This window comes from Coleofasciculaceae cyanobacterium, assembly GCA_036703275.1.
GTDB lineage: Bacteria > Cyanobacteriota > Cyanobacteriia > Cyanobacteriales > Xenococcaceae > Waterburya.
The window spans coordinates 24,005-45,878 of record DATNPK010000104.1; the positions used below are offsets into that span (position 1 = coordinate 24,005).

Consider the following 21,874-nt stretch of genomic DNA (forward strand, 5'->3'; position numbering starts at 1 on the left):
ATTCAAAAAAACATAATTTTGAGTCATGACAAAAACCGCATGGGTATTTCCAGGACAAGGTTCTCAGGAAGTAGGAATGGGAATAGATTTACAAAATATTTCCCCTGCACGAGCAAAGTTTAAAGTAGCAGAAAAAATACTTGGTTGGTCTGTATTAGATATTTGTCAGGGAGATGAATCAACCTTGGCTCGTACTCTTTATACTCAACCTTGTCTATATGTTGTTGAATCAATATTGGCAGATTTGTTAGTAGAGAAAACAGGTTTGCCGCAGTTAGTAGCAGGTCACAGCCTAGGTGAATATGTCGCTTTATATGCAGCAGGGGTTTTCGATTTTGAATCGGGATTAAGACTCGTCAACAAAAGAGCTGAATTAATGGATAGTGCTGCTGGGGGAAAAATGGCAGCCTTAATGAAGTTCGATCGCGCTGAATTAATTACCGCCTTAAACAATACTACTGATGTGGTTTTAGCTAATGATAATAGCGAAGCACAAGTAGTTATTTCTGGTACTCCAGAAGCAGTAGAAAATATTTTAAGCACAGTAAAAGCAAAAAGAGCCATGACGTTAAATGTTTCTGGTGCTTTTCATTCTCCCCTGATGCAAGAGGCGGGCGATCGCTTTTTGGCAGTATTAGACGCTGTTAGCTTTAATGAAGCAAAAATACCAGTCATTTCTAATGTCGATCCGACTCCTACCACCGAGGGACAAGAGCTGAAACGTCGACTAGCTAAGCAAATCACTAGCTCAGTCCGCTGGCGCGAAACCATGCTGCAATTTTCTCAAGAGGAAGTCACTAATGCGCTCGAAGTTGGGCCAGGAAAAGTTTTGTGTGGCTTAATTAAAAGAACCTGTCGCGAAATTAATTTGCAGGCTATTGGCACACTAGAACAATTAAATACTAAAGCAACAGCCTTAATCTCCTAAGTTAAGACTCATACACTAACGTAGTAAAAAATTGTTGCAGCATATTTAGTTAGCAATATTATCATGTCAACTGTCACGAACAAAAATTTAGTTCTTGAATTTTATCGAGCTTTCGACGATCGAGACATCGATAAGGCTTTTACGCTATTAGCTGCTGATTTTGCTTATTTGGCTGGAATACCAAAGACACTAGATAGTGATGGTTTTAAACAGTTTGGCATGACATTTTATTCAGCCTTTACTAATGGTCAGCATCAGTTTGATGAAGTAATCGTAGAAGGGGAGAAAGTTGTTACCTGTGGAACATTTACCGCTATACATACGGAAGACTTTCAAGGGCTTCCTCCGAGAAAGCAAATTACAATATCAATTATGCACATCGATCGCATTGAACAGAGCAAGATTATCGAACATTGGGGACAAAAGATGCTCAAGGCTTAATGCAACAGTTAGGCATTATGTTTCTCCCCAGTCCCAAACTTTTTCTACCAATTCTCAAAAATACTCTCTTGAAACTTTTTAGATAATAAAGACAATCTCTTTAGATTATTTGCGGTTGATGATTACTGATGTAGCTAATTTATCAGCTAACAAAATTCCGTTCAATTGCGTCTGCTACTCGACAGACATCATACATTTGAGCTACATCATGAACTCTTAAAACATCTGCCCCCCTAGCGATCGCGCCATAACAAGCAGCAGCAGTCCCCCAAATTCGCTCTTTGGGAAGGCTTTTTTGCAGGATAGGACGCATAAAACTTTTACGAGATACTCCGACCAAAATCGGTAATTCTAAAGCTTTTAGTTCGCTTAAACGCTGAATTAAAGTTAAACTTTGCTCTGCTGTTTTAGCAAAACCAATACCTGGATCGATAATAAGATGATCTCTGGGGATACCACAGGCGATCGCTTTAGCTATTTGATTAGTTAAAAATTTTAATACTTCTGCTACCACGTCTTGATATTCAGTCAAAGACTGCATCGTTTTTGGAGTACCGCGAATGTGCATCAAGATCAGCGGAACGTTTAATCGAGAAATTGTTGACAGCATCTGGTCATCAAAAGTTGCTCCAGAGATATCATTAACAATATCTGCTCCTGCTGCGATCGCTTCTTGAGCCACAATAGCTTTAGTCGTATCGATGGAAATCGGAATTGAACTTTTTCGTAGTTGTTGAATCACAGGAATAACTCTGGCTAGTTCCTCTTCAACAGAGATCTCTGCTGCATTCGGGCGAGTAGATTCTCCACCAATATCAATAATATCTACACCACGATCGATCATGTCTCTGGCTTGAGTTAAGGCAGTCTCAACACGATCGAATTCACCACCATCACTAAAACTATCGGGAGTAACGTTGAGAATCCCCATTAAATAAGTTCTTTCGCCCCAGTTAAAAGTGCGATCGCGAATCTTTAAGGTCATAAAATTAGCTTTGTTTAAATAATAAAAGAGCCTAAATTGAAACTGGAATATGGCAAGATTCTACTACTTTGTCTGTGCAAGCTCGTAAATAAAATTTAAAATATCAATTATCGACAGCTATAAATTGGGAATGGGTGAACAAACGCTAGATTGGTTGAGATTGCAAAAAGCATTGTCTGTAGAGGCAGAAAGAGGATATACAGATTTAGTTGGTAATCAATTTCGCTTCAGTGAGTTTCTCTGTCTCAGCTTGGGTAAGCCCCCCAGAAATATTCCGGCTGGGGATAAAATACAGTGGCATGATGTCGCTCAAAAGTTCGCCGGCTATGAAGGCTTAAGTTCTTCTCAGAGAAAGCAGTTAGTTATTAGTACCCGCAATTTTCTGCATCAGCAAAAAGTGATCGTCGAAACACCCGATACCCCGCCCAAACCCAAAGTTCCCCGCACCGCAACTTTAAGTAGTCCCCAAGCTAAAACTTACTTCAACCCAGCGATCTCTTTAGATCAGCCTTTGAGTAGAATAATTGATATTGGTCGTAGAAGTAATTATCTTGAACGTTTAGGGCTATATACAGTTAGAGACTTGTTGTTTTATTATCCCCGCGATCATCTAGACTATGCCCGCCAGGTACAAATTACCCATCTCGAAGCAGGAGAAACCGTAACGGTAATCGGTACAGTCAAAAGCTGCAAATGTTTTAGTAGTCCGAGAAATAAGCAATTAACTATCTTTGAGTTGATTTTGAGCGATGCCACAGGTAGATTGAAGCTCAATCGTTTTCTAACAGGTGCTAGATATAGCCATCGAGGTTCGCAAGAAAGATATAAACGCCAGTATCCTGAAGGCTCAATCGTGGCTGCTTCTGGACTAGTCAAGCAAAATAAATATGGCATCACTTTAGATAAGCCTGAAATTGAAGTTTTAGATGGTGCAGGGGCGAGTATTGAATCGAGCAAAATCGGTCGCCTGTTACCCGTATACCCTTTAACCGAAGGAGTCCCCGCCGATACCGTCAGGAAATCAGTTATTGCTGCTTTACCTGCTGCTGCCCAATTGCCCGATCCCCTACCAAGTGAATTACGTGATTTATATGGTTTAGTTAAATTAAAAAATGCGATCGCCTGTATTCACTATCCTGAAACCGGTGAAGAACTTACCCATGCCAGACGCAGGTTAGTCTTTGATGAATTTTTCTATCTCCAGTTAGGCTTTTTGCAGCGTCGTCAACAGCTAAAACAAAATCAATCGAGTGCTAGCTTTGCACCACAAGGTAAGCTAATCAAACAGTTTGAGCGGATATTGCCGTTTACCTTAACCAATGCTCAACAAAGAGTTATCAGGGAAATCTTTCAAGATTTAGGTACTGCCGATACGCCGATGAATCGTTTGGTACAGGGAGATGTGGGTTCAGGAAAAACCATCGTAGCCGTATATGCCATACTTGCGGCAATTCAATCTGGTTATCAGGCTGCACTAATGGCACCTACAGAAGTATTAGCCGAACAACATTATCGTAAGTTAGTTGCCTGGTTTAATTTGCTGCATTTACCCGTAGAGTTACTTACGGGTTCGACTAAAACCGCTAAACGACGAGAAATTCATTCCCAACTAGAAAATGGTGAATTGCCTCTGCTGGTAGGGACTCATGCTTTAATCCAAGATCCTGTTCAATTCCATAAGCTAGGTTTAGCCGTAATTGACGAACAACACCGTTTTGGGGTGCAGCAGCGGGCGCGTTTATTAGGCAAAGGAAAATCTCCCCATGTGTTAACCATGACGGCTACTCCTATTCCTCGGACGTTGGCTTTAACCCTACATGGCGATTTAGATGTAAGTCAGATCGATGAACTACCGCCAGGTAGACAGGCGATCTCTACTATGGCAAAAAAGGGTAAGGATCGCAAAAAAGTCTATGATTTAATCCGCAGAGAAATTGCTCAAGGCAGACAAGCTTATATTATTTTCCCTTTAGTCGAAGAATCAGAAAAGCTCGACCTTAAGGCAGCAACGGAAGAACATCAACGCTTATCAGAAGTAATCTTTCCTGAGTTCAAAATTGCTTTGCTGCATGGTCGTATGAGTTCGGCAGATAAAGATGCAGCGTTAAACTCTTTTCGCGATAATGATTGTCAGATTATTGTTTCAACTACAGTAATTGAAGTGGGAGTTGATGTGCCAAATGCAACAGTAATGGTGATCGAACACGCTGAACGTTTTGGTTTATCTCAACTGCACCAGTTGCGAGGGCGAGTTGGTCGTGGTAGTAATAAGTCCTATTGTTTCCTAATGAGTAGCACTAAAAATATTGAAGCCAGACAGCGTTTAGCAGTGCTAGAAGAATCTCAAGATGGCTTTTTTATCTCCGAGGCAGATATGCGTTTTCGAGGACCTGGGGCTGTACTAGGGACTAGACAGTCAGGACTGCCAGACTTTGCCTTAGCTAGCCTTGTGGAAGACCAAGAAGTGCTGAATTTGGCCAGAGAAGCAGCGGAGAAGATTATTGCTGCGGATCAAATGTTAGAGAATTCTCCGACCTTGAAACAAGAGTTAGAGATTCGCTATCGTCGTCTACTAGGTGGCGATATTTTAAATTGAGCGAACTTCTGCAACTTAATACTTTTCAATACACAGCGTCTTAAATTTAATAGCGCGATTGGCGACGCCTAGCCGCCCTAAACGACTAGCTTCGCGTCGTCCTTTAGGATAAGCTTCGAGACCGAAGGGCGGAGTGCGGTTTATCCGTGAATCCGCGATTGGCAAATGCCGTGGCATACCGCTACGCATAAAGGCATCGCACCTAACAAAAACTTGGCTGTACGTCGCGCTTAATATTAACTAATTTGAAATTCAATCTATCTTAATTGTCTTTTACTCAATTAGTTGTTTTCCTGCCCCAACATTTCTAACTGCAATTTTAAAAATTCCCCTTAAAAATCATTCCTTAAAAAGCTTACTAAGTTGTTGATTAGTGAATGACTAACCTTTGATTTAACCGCTGACTTAACGGCAATATTGCTATTTGCAGCAAATCCTGTTTGAGAGGAAAGTCGTGGTATATCTGCTAATAATTATTTAAAGTTGTATTGAATTGAAGCTATAAAATACGAGTAACTAACTAAAATTTATATATATCCAGATTTGTTTAGCTTGCTTTGCGTTAAAAAAATACTCTAAATAATGATTGTTAAAGCTATTTTTATTGTTTAATTGAAAACTATGTTTGTGCTTTTAAGCTTAAATTGGAAGGCAAACAAATAAAAGCAATATAGCTCCTAAATATATTAATTAAAGATGTAACTAACCTCTCAACCATCATGGGAAAGCTAGAACTCAAAAGTTTTAGTAAATATTATTTGGTAAATATTAATTGATAAACTGCATTAATTACAGAAGCACAACGTATCTGTATACTGAACAGACAAACTATATCGTTTACGTTGTAACAGTAATTGAGAGAGGAATTATGATCGTGAGTCAAAATAAATCACTAGCTATCCAATTTGCGATCGCATCTACCGTTTTCCTTAGTCTTGCTCCTGCTCAACCTGCTTCGGCACAAATATTAGAATTGGCTACGGGAGCGTTGAGTATTCTCAATAGCGTTATAGGACCTAAACCTCAATCTGCACCCCAGCCTGTAGCACCCCCAGTAGTAATTCCTCAACAGACAATTCCATCAAGCCCTGATTTTACTGTAGGAGCAGGCAATTTTAATGGTAATAGTCTTAACCTGTGTGTCTCGGGTTGTCTGCCCAACGGCACACCAGCTAATGCTCCTATACCTAATACAGTAGTAAATACTTTCCCTCCCGCAGTACAACAACCAGGCACGCCTCTACCTCCACAAACCGTGCCTAATCGCCCTGTGCTGACTATTCCGCCAGTTGCTTTACCAGTTAATTTGAATTAGTAAGAACAAGATTCAAACTGTAGCTTACCGCCTTGGTTAACTAAACTTTGTTCCATAAATTCTAAGCAGTGGTTATGTTCATTCGCGACAATAACTCTTGCCTGATGTCCATCACGCATTACCTGAGCGCGATCGCGATATTCATAGGCGATAATAATTAAGAGATCGCCTGGTTTACAGAGCAAAGCTGCGCCACCATTGGGACAAATTCCGCCCTTTCCTGCTGCTCCAGCGATCGCATAGGTAGACCAACGTTTGCCGTTGTCAAGATTAATTACGTCTACTTCTTCTAGAGGCAGGATACCTACTTTATCCATTAAATCTTGGTCAATAGTGATACTACCTACATAATTTACATTCGCTTCAGTGACTCTGACGCGATGCAGCTTGGCGTGCATTAACTTAATCTGGGTCATTAATCTTTTTTTCAACCTGACACTTTTATGATAAACCGCTAAGCAAGCTTGGCATTGAACATTTAGGGATTGTCCTTCAACTTTGAAGTTTTGAAATTAGCTGCGCTTTTGAGCCTCGATCTAACAAATAGCTTTTAGACCACTAATTAACCGCTTGATTCCTGCTTCAGCAGTCGATAATTGCAAGCTACCATAAGCCAACCGAAGATAACAGCCATTTTCTATACCAAAGGTACTACCAGGAATTACTGCTACGTGATAGTTTTCGACTAACTGTTTGATTAACTCTATATCGTTCAAGCTAGTATTTACCTGCAAAAAAAAGTAAAACGCACCGTTTGCGGGGGCAACAGTACAAATATCGGGAATAGTTTGCAGCTGCTCAATGACAATAGCTCGTACTTTAGCAATCTCTTTTAGATGCAGTTGACAATAACTAATTCCTGCCTGCAATGCGCCCAATGCTGCATATTGAGAAATTACGGGGGGGCAAATTAAATTAATATCCTGTATTTTTTTAATCGGCAAGAGAAGATGCTGCGGCACTACCATATAGCCTATGCGCCAGCTAGCAAAACCATAGGCTTTAGAAAGACTAAATAGAGAAATAGTGTGAGCTTCGCTGTGGGGAAACGAGCCTGGAGAAGTATGTTTCACCCCGTTGTAAGTAAAGTATTCATAAGCTTCATCGCTGATATGATAAATACCGCGATCGCGACAGAGATCGTTTACTGCTTTTAGGCTAGCTTCAGAATATACTGCGCCCGTCGGATTATTGGGAGAAATGGTGACAATGGCTTTGGTTTTAGAGGTAATTGCTTGAGCGAGCGCTGATAAATCTAGCTGATAGTTAGTATCGGTACTAACCAACACTGGACAACAATTAGTCATGGCGATCGCCATTTCATGATTAAAATAATAGGGAGTATTAAGAATAATCTCATCACCTGCCTGAGTAATAGCGAGGATGGCATTAACAAACGCCATGTTGCTACCAGCAGTTACGACAATGTGGTTTTGAGCGTTAATCTTGATTTGATTATCTGTAGCTAGTTTAGTGGCGATCGCTTCAAGTAAAGATTCAATTCCCGTAACGGCTTGATAGAGATGATTGCTTGGTTGAGATAAGAATGTTTGTAAAGATGCGATCGCCTGTTCTGGTGGAGAATAACCTACTACCCCCTGTCCTAAAGATATCGTTCCTGGATTGTGACGAATTAGTTCATTTACCAAAGGAATTAACGGTAGCTGAACTTGCTCCATGCGAGAGGTGAAATTTTTAGTGATTAAAGACATTAAGATAAAGATATTATTTCAGTCATTCTAGTTATTGTAAATATCTTGGACACTGCTACTAATAAAACTATTGCCTATCCAATTGTCGAAACCTTTCATTCTGTGCAGGGAGAAGGTTATTGGACAGGAGTAAATGCTTTCTTTATTCGCCTCGGGGGTTGTGATGTTCATTGTCCTTGGTGCGATACCAAACATTCTTGGAATTCCTCTCGTCACCCGCAGCAGTCGACAAAGGAATTAGCTACAGCAGCAAAAGCAGTAAACCCAGCGATTGTAATTATTACAGGGGGTGAACCGTTGCTGCACGATTTGTTTCCTCTAACTGCGGAACTCAAAAACGTAGGAATACAGGTTCATTTAGAGACTTCTGGCGCGCATTGTTTTAGCGGTGATTTTGATTGGGTAACATTCTCTCCCAAACAGTTTAAAGCACCTCAGAACAGTATTTACCAGCAGGCAAACGAACTAAAGGTAGTGGTTGCCAACGAGTACGATCTTAAATGGGCAGAACAACAGGCTGCTTTAGTTCCAGAATCAACCTTATGCTATTTGCAACCAGAGTGGAATACTCCCAAAAGTAAGAACCTAATTTTTGACTATATTCTGCAACATCCAAAATGGCGCATTAGTCTGCAAACACACAAGCTGTTGCAAATTCAGTAAACCAAGCTAAACCTTGCCAGATCTTGTAGCGGCGAGACTAAAGGTAATCAATCATCTCAATTTAGCAAGGAATAACTTTTTATTTTGTAGTAGCTGCCAAAAGTTTTTGACTGCTATTAATCTTAAACGTTTACTTTTTCTTTTGACCAGACTCCATTATCGTCTTCGTCATATTTCTTATGAATTGTAGACCAAGCTTGATGTTCGGCTTGGGTTTCATCATTGGTTTCAGTTAAAACAGCATTATATTTTTGAATAAAGTCTTGCTGTGCTGCTTCTGACAGATGTGAGCGAATTTCGGGAGAAAGGTCTTCTACTCCATTACATTGACCAGGGCAAGGTCGAGGCAAAGTAGAATCATTGATGTGGATCTCTTCACCACCTGCACCTTCAATCAGTAGCTGATACTCACCAGATTTATTGGCAGGAACTTCCGCCATCAATAAAAATTCTCCAGCTTTAACGCGAGTTTCATAAACCGCTGCCTTTTCTTTGGGCATTCCTAAAGTCATCAACGCCGAAGCTAAACCCGCACCAGCGCTACCTGCGATCGCACCAGATGCAGCCCCCAGCAAAACCGAAGTAATTGGTCCAGCAGCCACTACAGAACCGATAAAGGGAATAAACAATACTCCCATACCAGTAAACAAGCTTAGGATTGAACCGAATAAAGAACCAAAGACTGCTCCTGTACGTAGACCACCAAGAACTACATCTTTTTTACTGATAAATCCTGAGATGCGAGTTTGAGACTGGAAGTTTTGACCCATTACCGAAATGTGGTCTTGAGCTACACCACGATCGATTAGTCGGCGAACTACATCATCTATCTGCTTTTCTTCCTTCAAGACTGCGGTAATCGTGCGTTCTGCTTTGTATGTTTCTTCTGCCATTATTTAAAATCCTCTTGAATTAATTTTTTGAAACTCGTGTATATATTCTTAAACCAACGGGGTACAAACTTCCATCTGTACCCCGTATGGCTAATAGTTATTTAGCTTGCATCATTATTTGGCAAGATAAACCTAAATCTGACTAGGCATTAACGACAGGCTTGGTTTCGTCTCCAACGCGTTTGCCACTGGGATCTAGACTTTCACCCTCAAGGAAAGAACGTAACATCCAAGCCATTTCTTCATGTTCCTCCATTTTCGCTGTCAGGAAGTCCGCTGTACCTTGATCGTGGAATTGATCGCCACATTTGTCGATATCTTCTCTGATGTTGCGGATAACTTGCTCATGATCCTGTACTAAACGAGCTACCATTTCGTTGGCTGAAGGCAAATCGTTTGGATGCTCTTTCAAAGAACCGTATTCGATAAATCCTGCTGCTGTTCCTAAAGGATAGCCGCCTAACTGACGAACTCTTTCTGCTGTTTTATCAATACTGATGGTTAAAGCATTGTAATGCTCTTCCCATAGCTCGTGTAAAGTTCTAAATTGAGGACCAATAACGTCCCAATGATATTTCTTGGTTTTGATAAGTAGTAAATACAGGTTGGCTAAATCTTTGTTTAATAGTTCGATTACGCCGTGACGCTGTTCTTCGCTTAGACCAATATTTAATGTAGGCATAAAAATGAGGTGATTGCTTGTGTAACTTCGCTTTCATTGAAACAATTTGGGTGCCGATCATACATCTACACTTAGAGTGAACTGCTGAGGATGTTGTCTTACCTAAGAGCTATATCAAAAGATGTAAGTAAAAAATTACTAACTATTTAACTAATTAGTAAAAGCTTGAAAACTAAGTAATAGCCAAGCGTTGATGATAATTATTAACCGCATTTTGAACTTAAAGGAAAAATTTATCTGCGATCGCTCAATAAATTGGCTGAGAAGGTGGACGAATCAGGATTTTTGCCTTACAAAACAGAGAGGAACAGCTATCTCTCTAATTTTTGCTTCCAAGTAATTATAAGTAATTTTAGGGAAACGGTAGAGTAAACACGATCGCCTACAAAGATTATTCGCCTTATTTTGCCAGTTTATCAAAGCCTATGATTGTCACGGAACTGTGTGTTTATCCTCTAAAGTCTGGTCAAGCAATTAAGCTACAGGAAGCACAAGTTAAAGCCAAAGGTTTTCTCTGGGATCGAGAAATGATGCTTGTCTCTGGCAGTGGTAAATCGATCACTCAAAGGCAATTTCCCTTATTAGCTAAGGTTCAAGTCCAAATTGCTGAGTCTAATATTACACTCAAGCTAGAAGATGATGCTTTTCCTGCTCTAACTTTTCCTGCTACTTTAGCCGGGAGATTAACTGAAGTTGAAATTTGGCGCGATCGCATTTTAGCCATCGATCAGGGAGATGAGGTGGCACAATGGTTTCATCAACTCTTAGATTTGACTGACGATCGAGTTTGTCGTTTAGTCAGACAATCTCCCGAACATATTCGCTGTTTAAGCCGAAAATATCCTCAAGACGAAGAACAGCCTGTAGGTTTGGCTGATAACTCGCCTGTAATGTTAACTGCAACTGCTTCATTAGCCGAACTAAATCAAAGAATTGCTGAAATTCATTCACAAAGCCAAGCCATTGCGATGAATCGTTTTCGACCTAATATTGCGATCGAGACTACAGAACCTTTTATTGAAGACAGCTGGAGTTTGATTCAAATTGGCGATATTCAGTTTAAAATGGCAAAGCCCTGTAGTCGCTGCATTATTACCACCGTCGATCAACAACACGGTCAAAAAAACCAGCTCAAAGAACCTCTAAATACACTGGAGACTTTTCGGCAGTTGAGTGAAAAGGGTGTAATGTTTGGCGTAAATATGATTCCTCAAAATGAGGGAATTATTAGAATTGGCGATCGCCTTCGCGTTCTCAAAATAAGAGATTAATTTTTATCTTTGTAGACGATCGGTCGATTATTATAAAAGTATGAAACGTACCAACAAACGCAATGGGTTAATCCAAATTGGCAAAGAAATTGTTGGGCGACAAGGATTTAAAGCAGCAAGTCTCAACTAGATACTGTCTAGCGCAGGCGTTCTTAAGGGTTCTTTTTACTACTATTTTTTGAGCAAGGAAGATTTTGGCTTGGCAATTATTGATGATTTTGTCAGGGAATATCGCGATCGACTAAAAACTAGTTTAAAAGACGAACAATATTCTCCTTTGATGCGCTTGCGTTATTACTTTGAATTTAAAAATTGCCGATGCACCAATGGCTGTTCGATCGGTAATTTGGCTCAAGAATTATCGAGTCAAAATGAATTATTTCGCGCTCGCCTCAATCAAGTATTCGCTGAGTAAGAACAGTATTTTATTCAATCTTTTAATCGAGCAACGATCTACGTGAGATTTACTAGACAAAGACCAAGCTTTGCGTTCGGCATGGGCAAAATTATAAACACTGCAACAGATGTTCAAATACTGTTCAAACTGTCTTATTTATTGCTGTGTTGGCTTGATTTTGTATCGATATGCGTAGGTAATCATTGCTCGACCAAATCATGATATTATGATGAGAATACACTTTATTGCTACTTGATGTCAAGCATTTTTAATAAAGGTTTTAAGTAAGTTTATAAACTTACCGCTCATATTATTCTAGTCACAAAATACCGTAAGAAAGCAACTAACCAAGAGCAGTTAACTAGACTAAAAGAAATATTTGAGCAAACCCTGATTAAATGGGATTGCACGTTGGTTGATTTCAACGCAGAAAGCGACCATTGCCACTTAATCGTAGAATTTAAACCAGACATTGAATTGTCTAAATTAATTGCTAAGCTGAAAACTGTCTCTTCAAAATTAATTAGAAAAGAGTATCCTGAAATTAGCAAACAGTATTTTTATGGCAAACCCTATTTTTGGACGGGTGCATATTTTGTGGCATCCTGTGGTGACCTTACTGTTGAGCAACTTAAAGCTTATGTCGAAAAACAATTTAGTCATTAGAATTAAGGATGCGATGAATTTTGTCTACTCAAGAGAGTGTCAATACTAGTTAATAGCATCATCACAGAGCCATCATGAAACGTATTCTTTTGTTATTAAAACATCAGCAAAACCGCCGTATACTTTGCCAATGGCTTACAGAGCATTATGAGATTTTGTCCTTGGAAGCAAATTTAGCGGATGTTGGCCCACAATTGTTATCAGAAAATTTTGATTTATGCTTTATTGACTTTGCGGCAATCCATCTGCTGAGAGAAAAAATACTGGCTAAAAGAGCATCTGTTGTTCCCATATTTCTACCGTTTGTCTTCCTGACTTCTTTGGAAGATATTGGTTTCTCTACAGATCATTTAGAACCATTAATTGATGATATAGTTTATCTTCCTACCCAGCAAAAAGAGCTACAAACCAAACTCAGGGTATTATTGCGCTCGCGCTCTTATTCATTACAGCTTCAAGCAGCACAAAAAGAATTAAACCACGCCTTATCTCAAGAAAAAGAACTTAATCGGCTCAAATCTCGCTTTGTGTCTACGGTGTCCCATGAATTTCGTAACCCTCTAAACAGCATTTCAGGTATGGCGCAAATTTTGCAGACATATGGCGATAGTTTATCTAGCGAAAAAAAAGCCGAAGTTCTCCAACAACTACAGCGCAACGTTACTAAGATGACTGATCTGTTAGACGATGTGTTAGTGATGAGTCGTAATGAGATGGGGAAACAAGAGTTTGAACCAAGCCCCCTAAACCTGGAAACCTTCTGTCACGCTTTAATCAGTGAAGTTAAAACAGTATTTCAGAGCAAGCATTCAATCAACTTGGTTTATCAAGCACAATCAGAGGAATTTAAGCTCGATCGCAAGCTGCTACATCATATTCTGACTAATTTACTTTCCAATGCTTGCAAATACTCTCCAGAAGATAGCGTAATTGATTTTAAGATTATCGCTCGAGAAGCAAAAATAACATTTATTATTCACGATTGCGGTATTGGTATCCCCGCAGCAGAGCTGCCTCAGCTATTTGAATCTTTTTATCGCGCCAGTAATTCAGCAGGATTTCAGGGTACGGGTTTAGGATTAGCGATCGCCAAACAATATACAGAGCTACATCAAGGGGCGATCACAGTAGAGAGCGAGTTAGAAGTTGGTACTACTTTTACCGTAACGATTCCTACTGATATTTAATATCGATCATTTTAATAATTAACAATTTTATTGATTGTTGTTAGTTGTTAGCTTTTAGCTTTTAGCCTCAATTCACTGATTGAAAAACTGTTAAAGACTTTATAATACTAAATCCGATTGATAAAGTATTCTTGACTTAAAGTAGCTATAACTCCTCTGATGTTATCCCCTTGTGGCTTGTCCTCGAATGAGGGGACTTCTGACTTTTGACTTCTGACTTACCTAACCTTAAAGTATTCTATCCAAAGATTTAGTATGACTACATACACCGACAATAATAAAAGCGTAGAAATAACTCTCAAACCTGGAGAGTCGATTTATGCAGAAGCTGGCGCATTTTGCTATAGCGACGGCTTTATTGAAGCTAAAACTACTACGGGTGGTCTTATGTCCGCCGTCAAAAAGCTGGTTACCAAAGAAAAGTTGTTTCAAGTTCTGTGGATAAACAATGGTAGTAAACCTGGTCGAATCGCTTTTGCCAGCCCGTTTGAAAGCACGATTGAAGAAGTAGAAGTGTCTCCCAACTATAGCTTAATAGCTCAAAGAGGCGCATGGTTAGCTTGCGATCCAACTGTAAGGCTAGACGTAACCATAAATTTAGGGTTGAGTGGCTTTCTGGGTGGAGAAGGGATTATTTTTCAGAAGTTCACGGGAAAGGGTAGGGTTTTTATTACGGCGGGTGGAGATCTTAAGGCAATTAATCTTGATGCAGGTGAAAGCTTAAATGTCGATACTGGGTGCATTGTTGGTTTTGCCGAGTCGGTAAAATATGAGATTAAATCGGCAGGAGGCATCTTCACTTCGATATTCGGCGGGGAGGGACTTATTTTAGCTAAATTAAAAGGTCCTGGGATTGTAATACTGCAAACTCATCCTGAAAATGAGATTAACAAAATATCTTCAGGTTCTAATCGAACAGCTTCTAATTTCTCTAATACTTCTAATAACATAGACCTTAGAGATGGACTGCAAGCTAACGAATTAGGCGCGATCGCTCGTAATATTTTTGGCAATAGACAATAATCGACATTGCTTCTTGGCTTACTTATCCCAGGTAAAGTAAAAAGTTGCTCCTTGACCTAGTTCAGATTCAACTCGGATTGAGTTACCTCGTTCTTCTAAAATCTTTTGGACGATAGATAAACCAATTCCCGTACTTTCAAAAATATCTCTGGCTTGTAAAGTTTGGAAAATTCTAAAAATTCGTTGATGATGTATGGGTTCAATACCAGGTCCATCATCGCTCACAGCAAACTCATAACAATTATCTTGCTCTTGAACTGAAATCTCAATTTTGCCTCGATCTTGGTGATGATATTTGATGGCGTTGCTGATTAGGTTGACAAACACCTGTCGCAAAGAGACAAGATCCGTTCTAAAAGTTGGCATATTAGGGGCGATGGCAATTTCTATTCCCGCAGGAGGACGCAAGGAATCGATCGCTTCTGTCAGCAAATCTTTGACCTGGACTGTTATAAATGAATGATCGTTTCTGCCAACCCGAGAATACTCCAATAATCCTTGAATTAAACCTTCCATGCGCTGAACTCGCGACTGCATCAATTTGAGATAGCTTTGGCTTTCCTCTGGTATGGTGTCTTCTAGATCTTCGCCTAACCAAGTAGCCAAATTAGCGATCGCTCTCAACGGGGCTTTAAGATCGTGAGAGGTAACGTAGGCAAAACGATCTAATTCTTGGTTACGTTTTTTGAGCAGAGATGTAGTTTTAATCAGCTCTTGATTAACCCACTTTAATTGATCAGCTCTTTCTCTAAGAAATTTTTCTGACTCGATCTGCTCGGTAAGATCTCGCATTACCGTAGATAGATACTCCACATCACCTTTAGGGGATTTATGAGCAATGATCAGTTGAGAAACTGGTATTTCCCTATCATCTCTCGTTAGCAGGGCGGTTTTACCAATCCAAGTTCCATGAGCAATGGCGCTAGGAATTCCTTCATTTTGAACGATGCTTAACGCCCAGGCTGGATGGTAGTCGTTTACCGATAGCTTAGTTACGTCAATATCTTTAACAATCCCGATGATTTGTTTGAGGCGGGGATTGTTCCAGATTACCTTTCCTGCCACATCAGCCAGCCAGATATAGTCCTCTGAGGCTTCTAATACTCTAACCAGACGTTCCAACTCTCTCTCTAGCTTGTTTCTTATCTCTAATTCGCTCTGCAAATTAGCAATTAATTCCGCTTGTTGAATGGCGAGCGATAGCTGTACTGCCAACTTATCCAACAAATCAACTTCATCTGTTTTCCACTGGCGAAAGCGATCGCACTGATGAGCAATCAATAATCCCCACAGGAAACAATCAGATTTTGCTGATGTGCGAGCCAGTAAAATCGGTACAACAACATGAGCCTTTACTTGAAATCCCTCTAACAACTGGATATGGTAATTAGTCAACCCTGCTTGATAGATATTATCGACTGCCAGGGTTTTTCCTAGTTTATATTGGCTTGCACCCCCAAGCTCAAAGCAGGTATCGATGATCTTGGCGTTTAATGTCTTTTTCTGTCCCAATTTAACCGACTCGGCAACAATGTCACCGCTCATGTCTGGCGCAAAACGATAAATTACCACGCGATCGCATTTCAGCAATACTCTGACTTCATGAACCGCAGTATCGAGGATTTCTGATAAATTGAGCGACTGGCGAATTCTTAAAGCAGTTTCGGCAATTAAGTGTTGCTGCTGCTGATTTTTAGTAAATAGCTTGTTTAAATGTTGCTGCTGAAAAATATTAGCGATCGCATTAATTAAAATGTCAGAAGTCAAGTTTTCCTTGACTAAATAATCTTTGACTCCCCTTTTCATTGCCTGTACTGCCACAGTTTCACTTCCTTGACCTGTTAACATAATGATCGGGGGAATTTTGCTTCTTTGAGACTGTAGTTCGTTAATAAATTCCAGACCATTGCAGTCAGGCAGTAAGTAATCCAGCAAGATTAAATCTGGTAAACATTTTTCTAGTTTTTTTAAGCCTTCGGATCCAGATTGTACTGCGGTTATTTGGTAATCAAATTGTGTTTGCTGGTTTAAATAACGACGATAAACTTCTCGATCTTCTTCTGAGTCGTCAATTATGAGAATATGCATCGGGTATTGTTTGACAACCATCGGTCCTAAATAGTTAAAAAAAGCAGCAATTGTCTTAAAAAACAGAGCCTAAAAACCTGAAATCTTAAATCTTAGGTCTTAGATAATTGATTGAGATGATTAGGCGGGATTCGCAGATTATGAAACATAGGTGAATCATCAATCTTTGTTTAGAGCCAAATCATCCGCAACCGAGTCGCGCCGAACTTTATTTAACTTTATTATGAGCTTAAGTTTGCTTATGCTATATATTTACCCATGTAACCAAATTATTTAAAGATATTCCATCCATCAGCAGAAAGATTTTTTGGTTCAAACCAGACTTGCTAACTATTATCATCTGGTGACATCTGGCTCAATTGTGGCGATCATTGCCAAAATATATTTCCGACAAGCTTGACAATCCGATTTCCTAGCTGACTGCGCTTTGATAGACTCTTTCGTTAGCCTTAACAGATTTAAAGAAGTCTACCACTGGATGAGGATAATCAACGCCAATTCTTACCCCATAACGCTTTTGCTCATCTTGACTTAGTTTCCAGGGTTCTCGAACTTTATCCCCAGTCAGGGAGGCTAATTCTGGTAGCCAGTGTTTTACGTAGTCGCCTTGAGGATCGTAATCTTTAGTTTGCTTCGCAATATTAAAATAACGGAAGCCTCGCGCATCGTTACCTACCCCAGCGGTGTAATTCCAGTTACCCCAATTGCTGCACACGTCGTAATCAACCAGTAGCGATTCAAACCATTCTGCCCCCATGCGCCAGTCAATACCCAAGTTTTTCGTTAGAAAGCTAGCTACATTTTGCCTGCCACGATTAGACATAAAGCCTGTGGCAGCAATTTCTCGCATATTAGCATCAATTAAAGGGTAACCCGTTTTTCCAGCCCGCCAAAGATCGAAACGTTGCCAATCTTCTTTCCACGGAATTTCTACCCCCTGCAATCCTTCAATTCTAAATACTCGATCGCCGTGTTTGGCGACAATAAAACGGAAAAAATCACGCCAGATTAGTTCAAAAATCAACCAGTAGGTTGAGTCATTTTTAACTCTTTGCGCCTCGTACTTAATTATTTGCTCGTTGATATATCTTGGTGAAATACATCCCATAGCCAACCAAGCCGAAAATTTAGAGGAATAGTTCGCCCCCAGCATTCCGTTACGAGTTTGTTTATAATCCCCGAGACAGTCTTGTTGCCAAAAGTAGTCCTGTAGTCGCTTAATCGCTTCAGTTTCGCCACCTTTAAATTTTAATACTCCTCGCTCATCAAATTCGGGAGTAGATAACCCAAAATCAGCTAAGCTAGGAATCGTTCCCAGTTCAATTTCAGGTAAAGATGGTAGCTGTTTGGGTGCAGCAATAGCTGCACAGATTTGGGATTTTTGCTCTACCTGCTTACGGAAATTGGTATATAGTTCTGGCGTTTGCTCGATCGCGAAAGGCAAATCTTCAGGAAGATATAGAGTTGTTGAGCAATAGCTATTAACCTGGATATTTTTTGCGGCTAAAGCTTTTCTAAGCTTTTTCTCAACTCGTTTTTCTTCAGAGGTAACTTCTTGGCTGTGACAAACTCGATCGACCTTGAGCTGTTCGGCGATCGCAGGTATAATCTCTTCAGGTAAACCGCGTCGTACCACCAAATTACTACCTAATTTCTGTAGCGATGAGCGTAAATCGGTAACGCTTTCGAGCAAAAACTGAGCGCGATATTTACCTGTTTTAGGAAAGCCAAAAGAAGTCTTGTCAAAAGCGCGATCGTCAAAACAATAAAATGGAATAATTTCTGCTTCCTGCTGCACCGCCTCGTCAAGCGCCAAAAGATCGTGAACTCTTAAGTCGTTGCGATACCAAATTAAAATACGCTGTTTTGCCATGTTGTCTGTTTGAAATTTAAAAGTAAGATGAAGTATGCTGGCGATCGCATCTTGTGCCAAATTTGACTAACTTTGAATTTAGATATTTATATTTAATTGAGTTAGTTAAATGCAAAATTTAAGAGATGGCGATTTATCAGCTTGCCTATCAATTCAAGCAAAAATAACTTATCCTGCTCCCAGTAAAATAACTCAAGAATTAGCCTCAGAGTTATTATCTATGGTCGATGCTGATAGTGCTAAAGCAATGGCAATTATTAGGCAAATAATGTACTATAGCCCGAATAAACCTGTTGAGTGGTATTACGAGCAGGCTATTTTTCAGTTGAACCGTAAACTTTATCTTACGGCTGTATAAATACATTTTAAGCTTAAAGTAATAGCGAAATTATCAACTCAAATTAATCATAACAAATGACTGACATAGAAAAACTAATAGAATCCAACGTCAAAGGCTAATAGCTATTAGCTAGGAACTTAACTAATTAAAAACGTAGTCTATTCAACTGAAAACGGCTGTAAATTATTTTTCCAGTCCTTTAGTCCTTTTTTACCCTCTCTTGATAATGCAAATGATCTAACGCTTTAATTGCTTTAGTTCGGTATAATTTTAAAGCAATAGAGATAAATAATCCAAGTTTTGCGGTTTTAATATAGAATAGCTAATCCTTACTCCCCTTTACTTAGAATAATTAACTAATGGATGCTAGACAATATGCCCCAGCTACTCAACGCAACCGCGAGCCAATTTTGGCAATATTATCACAGGTGTTGCTTCCAGGAAGCAATATTCTAGAAGTCGCTAGTGGTACGGGAGAACACGCGGTTTACTTTGCCTCAGAATTAGAATCATGCCGTTGGATTCCCTCTGACGCGAATCTTGCGTCTTTAGAAAGCATTCTCGCCTGGAAGAACGCCAATCTGGTAAAAAATTTAGATTTGCCATTGTCGATTGACGTGACTCAAAATCATTGGCAACAACAGGTAGCAGATCGAAACATCAATGCGATTGTCAATATCAACATGATTCATATATCTCCCTGGCTGGCTTGTTTAGGACTAATGGAAGGTGCTGGACAAATTTTACCTCCTGATGGTCTTCTCTATCTTTATGGTCCATATAAACGCAATGGAGAACATACTGCGCCGAGCAACGCTAGTTTTGATCGCTCATTACGCGATCGCAATTCTCTGTGGGGTGTTAGAGATTTAGAGGCAGTTGTCGAAGCAGCAGCAGCGCAAAATCTTAGGCTACAGCAGGTTATCGAGCTGCCCGCCAATAATTTATCCGTTATTTTTAGTCGCTGAATTACCAGCTTGTAGACAAGACAAATTTTATGATGATCAAAATTTTGCTTGCAGACGATGAATGTTTAATGCTAGAAGGCATCAAGGCAATTTTAAAACACGAACCCGAAATAGAGATTGTTGGTACGGCTCAAGATGGGCGAAGCGCGATCGCTCAGGTTAAAAAATTGCAGCCAGACGTTGTTTTGATTGACATTGAAATGCCTAAAATGAATGGCATTACCGCTACTGAGTACATTTGTAAATATATGCCAGACATCAGAGTAATTGTATTGACGAGTCACAAAAATCACAGCTATATCAAACAAGCATTACAGGCTGGCGCATCGGGCTACTTATTAAAAGACAGCCTGATTGAAGATCTCAAACAGACAATTCACTCTTCAAGCAGAGACGATTCTAATATCGAAGCCAAGTTGTTAACTCAAGCCGCCAATAAAATTCAGACGGTTAAAGTTATTCAATATAAGAAAAAAATTGCTTATTTTAAGAAATATCGCCAAAGCGTCTACATTCCTCACCACAATAAGCGAACTAAGCATTCATCTTTCAAAAGCTCAAATATTAATCTCTCTGATACTGGTATTAGCAAAGCTAGTTTAGCCCCAATATTTTATACCTCGACTGACAAAAACGCTTTTACGCCAGATTGGAGTACACAACCAAACTTTGAAATAAATAGTTCACCAAAACTGCATCTGAGAAAGTATCTAAAAAGAATTGTTTGGCTACTAATTGCGATCGCCAGCCTCATCATATCAGTAATTCTTTTTTAATTGCTCTGGCGATTTTTTGACCGTACTTTATTTGCTTAATGATCACGAATTAATAGCTATGTTTCGTTCTCGCTCAGCCTAACGCAGTGGCCACCAAGATACTTTATCGCGAGTCGCTCCGTAAACTACTTTTAGTTCTTCAGCATTGATTACTGTTACCAAATCATTTTGGGCTTTATGCGGTTTCAACAGTCCTACCTTAGTCATTCCTTTAAGAACTTGTTCGACGGTACGATGGTTCAACTGACAAGCCTTAGCAATGACTTCGACGGGCAAATCAAAGACAAATAGATCATCCTGCGGTTGATTACCTAATTCTCTTTCTTGGTAGATTAAAGCTCTCAATAATGCAGCCACAGCTTGAGGCGGATAAGTACTACAGTTGAGCAAGTGATATTGAAATTTTTCCTGTAGTTCAAACATCAATCCATAGCGTTGACGAAATATCTCAGATTCTTGATGAATCGAGCGAATAATTTCCAGAGGAATTTTGATTACATCTGCTGTTTTATACGCCTCTACCAGACTAGGAAAAGCGCGAGAAAAATTGCCATAGCTCAAGGCTAAATTTTGCATCCCAAAACAGCTATTGGCATAAGTAATAGCAATAATCCGATCTAATGGAGTAGTGCGAACTACAATTGGCCCCCCGTTGGTTACTACATAAAGATGTTCTAAAGTAGTATCGGGACGAAAAGCGGTGTAGATGGGGCGACTAGAATAAAGTTTTTCGGTAACCAGCTCCTCTGAGCTTAAATATTTGTCGCTCAAAGCAAGATCTAAATCTTTAAATAAAAAATTGTGATGAATTAAATTTTCTACTGACTCCAATTTCTTGGCTTTTTTACTAATTTTCCTCATAGTTAATTATTATCCGCATAGCAAGACTTTTATACAACTTCTACATGACTATTGTTTTAATTAAAATTCAATCAAAATCAATTTTAGATTTGATTACAAAACATCTAAAAATTTACGTTTGTGCGATCGCTATTCTAACCTACGTTACTACCTATCCTAGTTTAAATCTTAGTTGGCAAGCATAGACTACTATTGCTATTACCGCTGGT

Annotated in this window: 21 protein-coding genes and 1 pseudogene; 14 read left to right on the forward strand and 8 right to left on the reverse strand. The window is 39.6% G+C overall.

The features are described from left to right. Positions 1-25: 25 nt before the first annotated feature. Together fabD and V6C71_22990 are read left to right on the forward strand one after the other, a co-directional pair. Positions 26-928, forward strand: a complete 903-nt coding sequence (gene fabD / locus V6C71_22985; GenBank protein HEY9771321.1) for an ACP S-malonyltransferase — start codon at positions 26-28, stop codon at positions 926-928. Between the two features lie 63 nt (positions 929-991). Then, positions 992-1,369, forward strand: coding sequence for an ester cyclase (locus tag V6C71_22990; GenBank protein ID HEY9771322.1), 378 nt, complete (start codon positions 992-994; stop codon positions 1,367-1,369). Between the two features lie 142 nt (positions 1,370-1,511). On the opposite strand, the gene folP is transcribed toward V6C71_22990, so the two are convergent. Then, positions 1,512-2,354: a dihydropteroate synthase gene (gene folP, locus V6C71_22995; GenBank protein HEY9771323.1), complete on the reverse strand. Its 843-nt coding sequence runs from the start codon at positions 2,352-2,354 to the stop codon at positions 1,512-1,514. 130 nt (positions 2,355-2,484) lie between these two features. On the opposite strand from folP, the gene recG reads away from it, so the two are divergent. Next, the gene (recG, locus tag V6C71_23000; GenBank protein ID HEY9771324.1) at positions 2,485-4,950 is read left to right on the forward strand and encodes an ATP-dependent DNA helicase RecG; all 2,466 of its coding nucleotides are present in this window, start codon (positions 2,485-2,487) and stop codon (positions 4,948-4,950) included. An 874-nt stretch (positions 4,951-5,824) separates the two neighbouring features. After that, positions 5,825-6,265, forward strand: a complete 441-nt coding sequence (locus V6C71_23005; protein ID HEY9771325.1) for a hypothetical protein — start codon at positions 5,825-5,827, stop codon at positions 6,263-6,265. Here V6C71_23005 and panD read toward each other — a convergent pair. Both panD and V6C71_23015 read right to left on the reverse strand, forming a co-directional pair. Further along, complete coding sequence (gene panD, locus V6C71_23010) at positions 6,262-6,681, reverse strand: aspartate 1-decarboxylase (GenBank protein HEY9771326.1); 420 nt, start codon at positions 6,679-6,681, stop codon at positions 6,262-6,264. The genes V6C71_23005 and panD overlap by 4 nt on opposite strands. A gap of 120 nt (positions 6,682-6,801) precedes the next feature. Beyond that, positions 6,802-7,977, reverse strand: a complete 1,176-nt coding sequence (locus V6C71_23015) for a pyridoxal phosphate-dependent aminotransferase (protein ID HEY9771327.1) — start codon at positions 7,975-7,977, stop codon at positions 6,802-6,804. Positions 7,978-8,022: 45 nt separating this feature from the next. Between V6C71_23015 and V6C71_23020 the strand changes: the two genes are divergently transcribed. Then, positions 8,023-8,640 (forward strand): 7-carboxy-7-deazaguanine synthase QueE, encoded by a 618-nt coding sequence (locus tag V6C71_23020; GenBank protein HEY9771328.1) that lies wholly within the window; start codon positions 8,023-8,025, stop codon positions 8,638-8,640. A 122-nt stretch (positions 8,641-8,762) separates the two neighbouring features. Here the strand turns inward: V6C71_23020 and V6C71_23025 are convergent, their stop codons facing one another. Both V6C71_23025 and V6C71_23030 read right to left on the reverse strand, forming a co-directional pair. Next, on the reverse strand, positions 8,763-9,533 hold the full coding sequence (locus V6C71_23025; protein ID HEY9771329.1) for a ChaB family protein: 771 nt from the start codon (positions 9,531-9,533) through the stop codon (positions 8,763-8,765). Positions 9,534-9,675: 142 nt separating this feature from the next. Beyond that, entirely contained in the window at positions 9,676-10,215 is a 540-nt protein-coding gene (locus tag V6C71_23030; protein HEY9771330.1) for a Dps family protein, read from the reverse strand. A 425-nt stretch (positions 10,216-10,640) separates the two neighbouring features. On the opposite strand from V6C71_23030, the gene V6C71_23035 reads away from it, so the two are divergent. From V6C71_23035 to V6C71_23055, 5 genes and pseudogenes are all read left to right on the forward strand, one after another. Further along, a complete protein-coding gene (locus V6C71_23035; GenBank protein HEY9771331.1) occupies positions 10,641-11,486 on the forward strand; it encodes an MOSC N-terminal beta barrel domain-containing protein in 846 nt (281 codons plus the stop codon). A 178-nt stretch (positions 11,487-11,664) separates the two neighbouring features. After that, positions 11,665-11,901 (forward strand): TetR family transcriptional regulator C-terminal domain-containing protein, encoded by a 237-nt coding sequence (locus V6C71_23040; protein ID HEY9771332.1) that lies wholly within the window; start codon positions 11,665-11,667, stop codon positions 11,899-11,901. Between the two features lie 282 nt (positions 11,902-12,183). Continuing rightward, a pseudogene (gene tnpA, locus V6C71_23045) lies at positions 12,184-12,549 on the forward strand (IS200/IS605 family transposase). Between the two features lie 74 nt (positions 12,550-12,623). After that, positions 12,624-13,736, forward strand: coding sequence for a HAMP domain-containing sensor histidine kinase (locus V6C71_23050; GenBank protein ID HEY9771333.1), 1,113 nt, complete (start codon positions 12,624-12,626; stop codon positions 13,734-13,736). 255 nt (positions 13,737-13,991) lie between these two features. Further along, positions 13,992-14,759 (forward strand): TIGR00266 family protein, encoded by a 768-nt coding sequence (locus V6C71_23055; GenBank protein HEY9771334.1) that lies wholly within the window; start codon positions 13,992-13,994, stop codon positions 14,757-14,759. Between the two features lie 18 nt (positions 14,760-14,777). Here V6C71_23055 and V6C71_23060 read toward each other — a convergent pair whose 3' ends face one another. Both V6C71_23060 and V6C71_23065 read right to left on the reverse strand, forming a co-directional pair. Then, on the reverse strand, positions 14,778-16,868 hold the full coding sequence (locus V6C71_23060; GenBank protein ID HEY9771335.1) for an ATP-binding protein: 2,091 nt from the start codon (positions 16,866-16,868) through the stop codon (positions 14,778-14,780). Positions 16,869-17,259: 391 nt separating this feature from the next. Next, positions 17,260-18,780, reverse strand: coding sequence for a DASH family cryptochrome (locus V6C71_23065; GenBank protein HEY9771336.1), 1,521 nt, complete (start codon positions 18,778-18,780; stop codon positions 17,260-17,262). Positions 18,781-18,829: 49 nt separating this feature from the next. On the opposite strand from V6C71_23065, the gene V6C71_23070 reads away from it, so the two are divergent. From V6C71_23070 to V6C71_23080, 3 genes are all read left to right on the forward strand, one after another. After that, positions 18,830-19,078: a hypothetical protein gene (locus tag V6C71_23070; GenBank protein HEY9771337.1), complete on the forward strand. Its 249-nt coding sequence runs from the start codon at positions 18,830-18,832 to the stop codon at positions 19,076-19,078. Positions 19,079-19,419: 341 nt separating this feature from the next. Beyond that, on the forward strand, positions 19,420-20,028 hold the full coding sequence (locus V6C71_23075; GenBank protein HEY9771338.1) for a DUF938 domain-containing protein: 609 nt from the start codon (positions 19,420-19,422) through the stop codon (positions 20,026-20,028). A gap of 29 nt (positions 20,029-20,057) precedes the next feature. Continuing rightward, positions 20,058-20,804, forward strand: coding sequence for a response regulator transcription factor (locus V6C71_23080; protein HEY9771339.1), 747 nt, complete (start codon positions 20,058-20,060; stop codon positions 20,802-20,804). 78 nt (positions 20,805-20,882) lie between these two features. On the opposite strand, the gene V6C71_23085 is transcribed toward V6C71_23080, so the two are convergent. Beyond that, positions 20,883-21,665 (reverse strand): Crp/Fnr family transcriptional regulator, encoded by a 783-nt coding sequence (locus V6C71_23085; GenBank protein ID HEY9771340.1) that lies wholly within the window; start codon positions 21,663-21,665, stop codon positions 20,883-20,885. A gap of 44 nt (positions 21,666-21,709) precedes the next feature. Here V6C71_23085 and V6C71_23090 point away from each other — a divergent pair, with 44 nt between their 5' ends. Then, entirely contained in the window at positions 21,710-21,850 is a 141-nt protein-coding gene (locus V6C71_23090; protein HEY9771341.1) for a hypothetical protein, read from the forward strand. The last annotated feature ends 24 nt before the right edge of the window (positions 21,851-21,874 follow it).

Bases quoted from the DNA above. Each gene is read 5' to 3' on its own strand.
- fabD (HEY9771321.1), top strand. From the start codon at position 26: ATGACAAAAACCGCATGGGTATTTCCAGGACAAGGTTCTCAGGAAGTA.
- V6C71_22990 (HEY9771322.1), top strand. From the start codon at position 992: ATGTCAACTGTCACGAACAAAAATTTAGTTCTTGAATTTTATCGAGCT.
- folP (HEY9771323.1), bottom strand. From the start codon at position 2,354: ATGACCTTAAAGATTCGCGATCGCACTTTTAACTGGGGCGAAAGAACT.
- recG (HEY9771324.1), top strand. From the start codon at position 2,485: ATGGGTGAACAAACGCTAGATTGGTTGAGATTGCAAAAAGCATTGTCT.
- panD (HEY9771326.1), bottom strand. From the start codon at position 6,681: ATGACCCAGATTAAGTTAATGCACGCCAAGCTGCATCGCGTCAGAGTC.
- V6C71_23015 (HEY9771327.1), bottom strand. From the start codon at position 7,977: ATGTCTTTAATCACTAAAAATTTCACCTCTCGCATGGAGCAAGTTCAG.
- V6C71_23025 (HEY9771329.1), bottom strand. From the start codon at position 9,533: ATGGCAGAAGAAACATACAAAGCAGAACGCACGATTACCGCAGTCTTG.
- V6C71_23030 (HEY9771330.1), bottom strand. From the start codon at position 10,215: ATGCCTACATTAAATATTGGTCTAAGCGAAGAACAGCGTCACGGCGTA.
- V6C71_23035 (HEY9771331.1), top strand. From the start codon at position 10,641: ATGATTGTCACGGAACTGTGTGTTTATCCTCTAAAGTCTGGTCAAGCA.
- V6C71_23050 (HEY9771333.1), top strand. From the start codon at position 12,624: ATGAAACGTATTCTTTTGTTATTAAAACATCAGCAAAACCGCCGTATA.
- V6C71_23055 (HEY9771334.1), top strand. From the start codon at position 13,992: ATGACTACATACACCGACAATAATAAAAGCGTAGAAATAACTCTCAAA.
- V6C71_23060 (HEY9771335.1), bottom strand. From the start codon at position 16,868: ATGGTTGTCAAACAATACCCGATGCATATTCTCATAATTGACGACTCA.
- V6C71_23070 (HEY9771337.1), top strand. From the start codon at position 18,830: ATGCAAAATTTAAGAGATGGCGATTTATCAGCTTGCCTATCAATTCAA.
- V6C71_23075 (HEY9771338.1), top strand. From the start codon at position 19,420: ATGGATGCTAGACAATATGCCCCAGCTACTCAACGCAACCGCGAGCCA.
- V6C71_23080 (HEY9771339.1), top strand. From the start codon at position 20,058: ATGATGATCAAAATTTTGCTTGCAGACGATGAATGTTTAATGCTAGAA.
- V6C71_23085 (HEY9771340.1), bottom strand. From the start codon at position 21,665: ATGAGGAAAATTAGTAAAAAAGCCAAGAAATTGGAGTCAGTAGAAAAT.
- V6C71_23090 (HEY9771341.1), top strand. From the start codon at position 21,710: ATGACTATTGTTTTAATTAAAATTCAATCAAAATCAATTTTAGATTTG.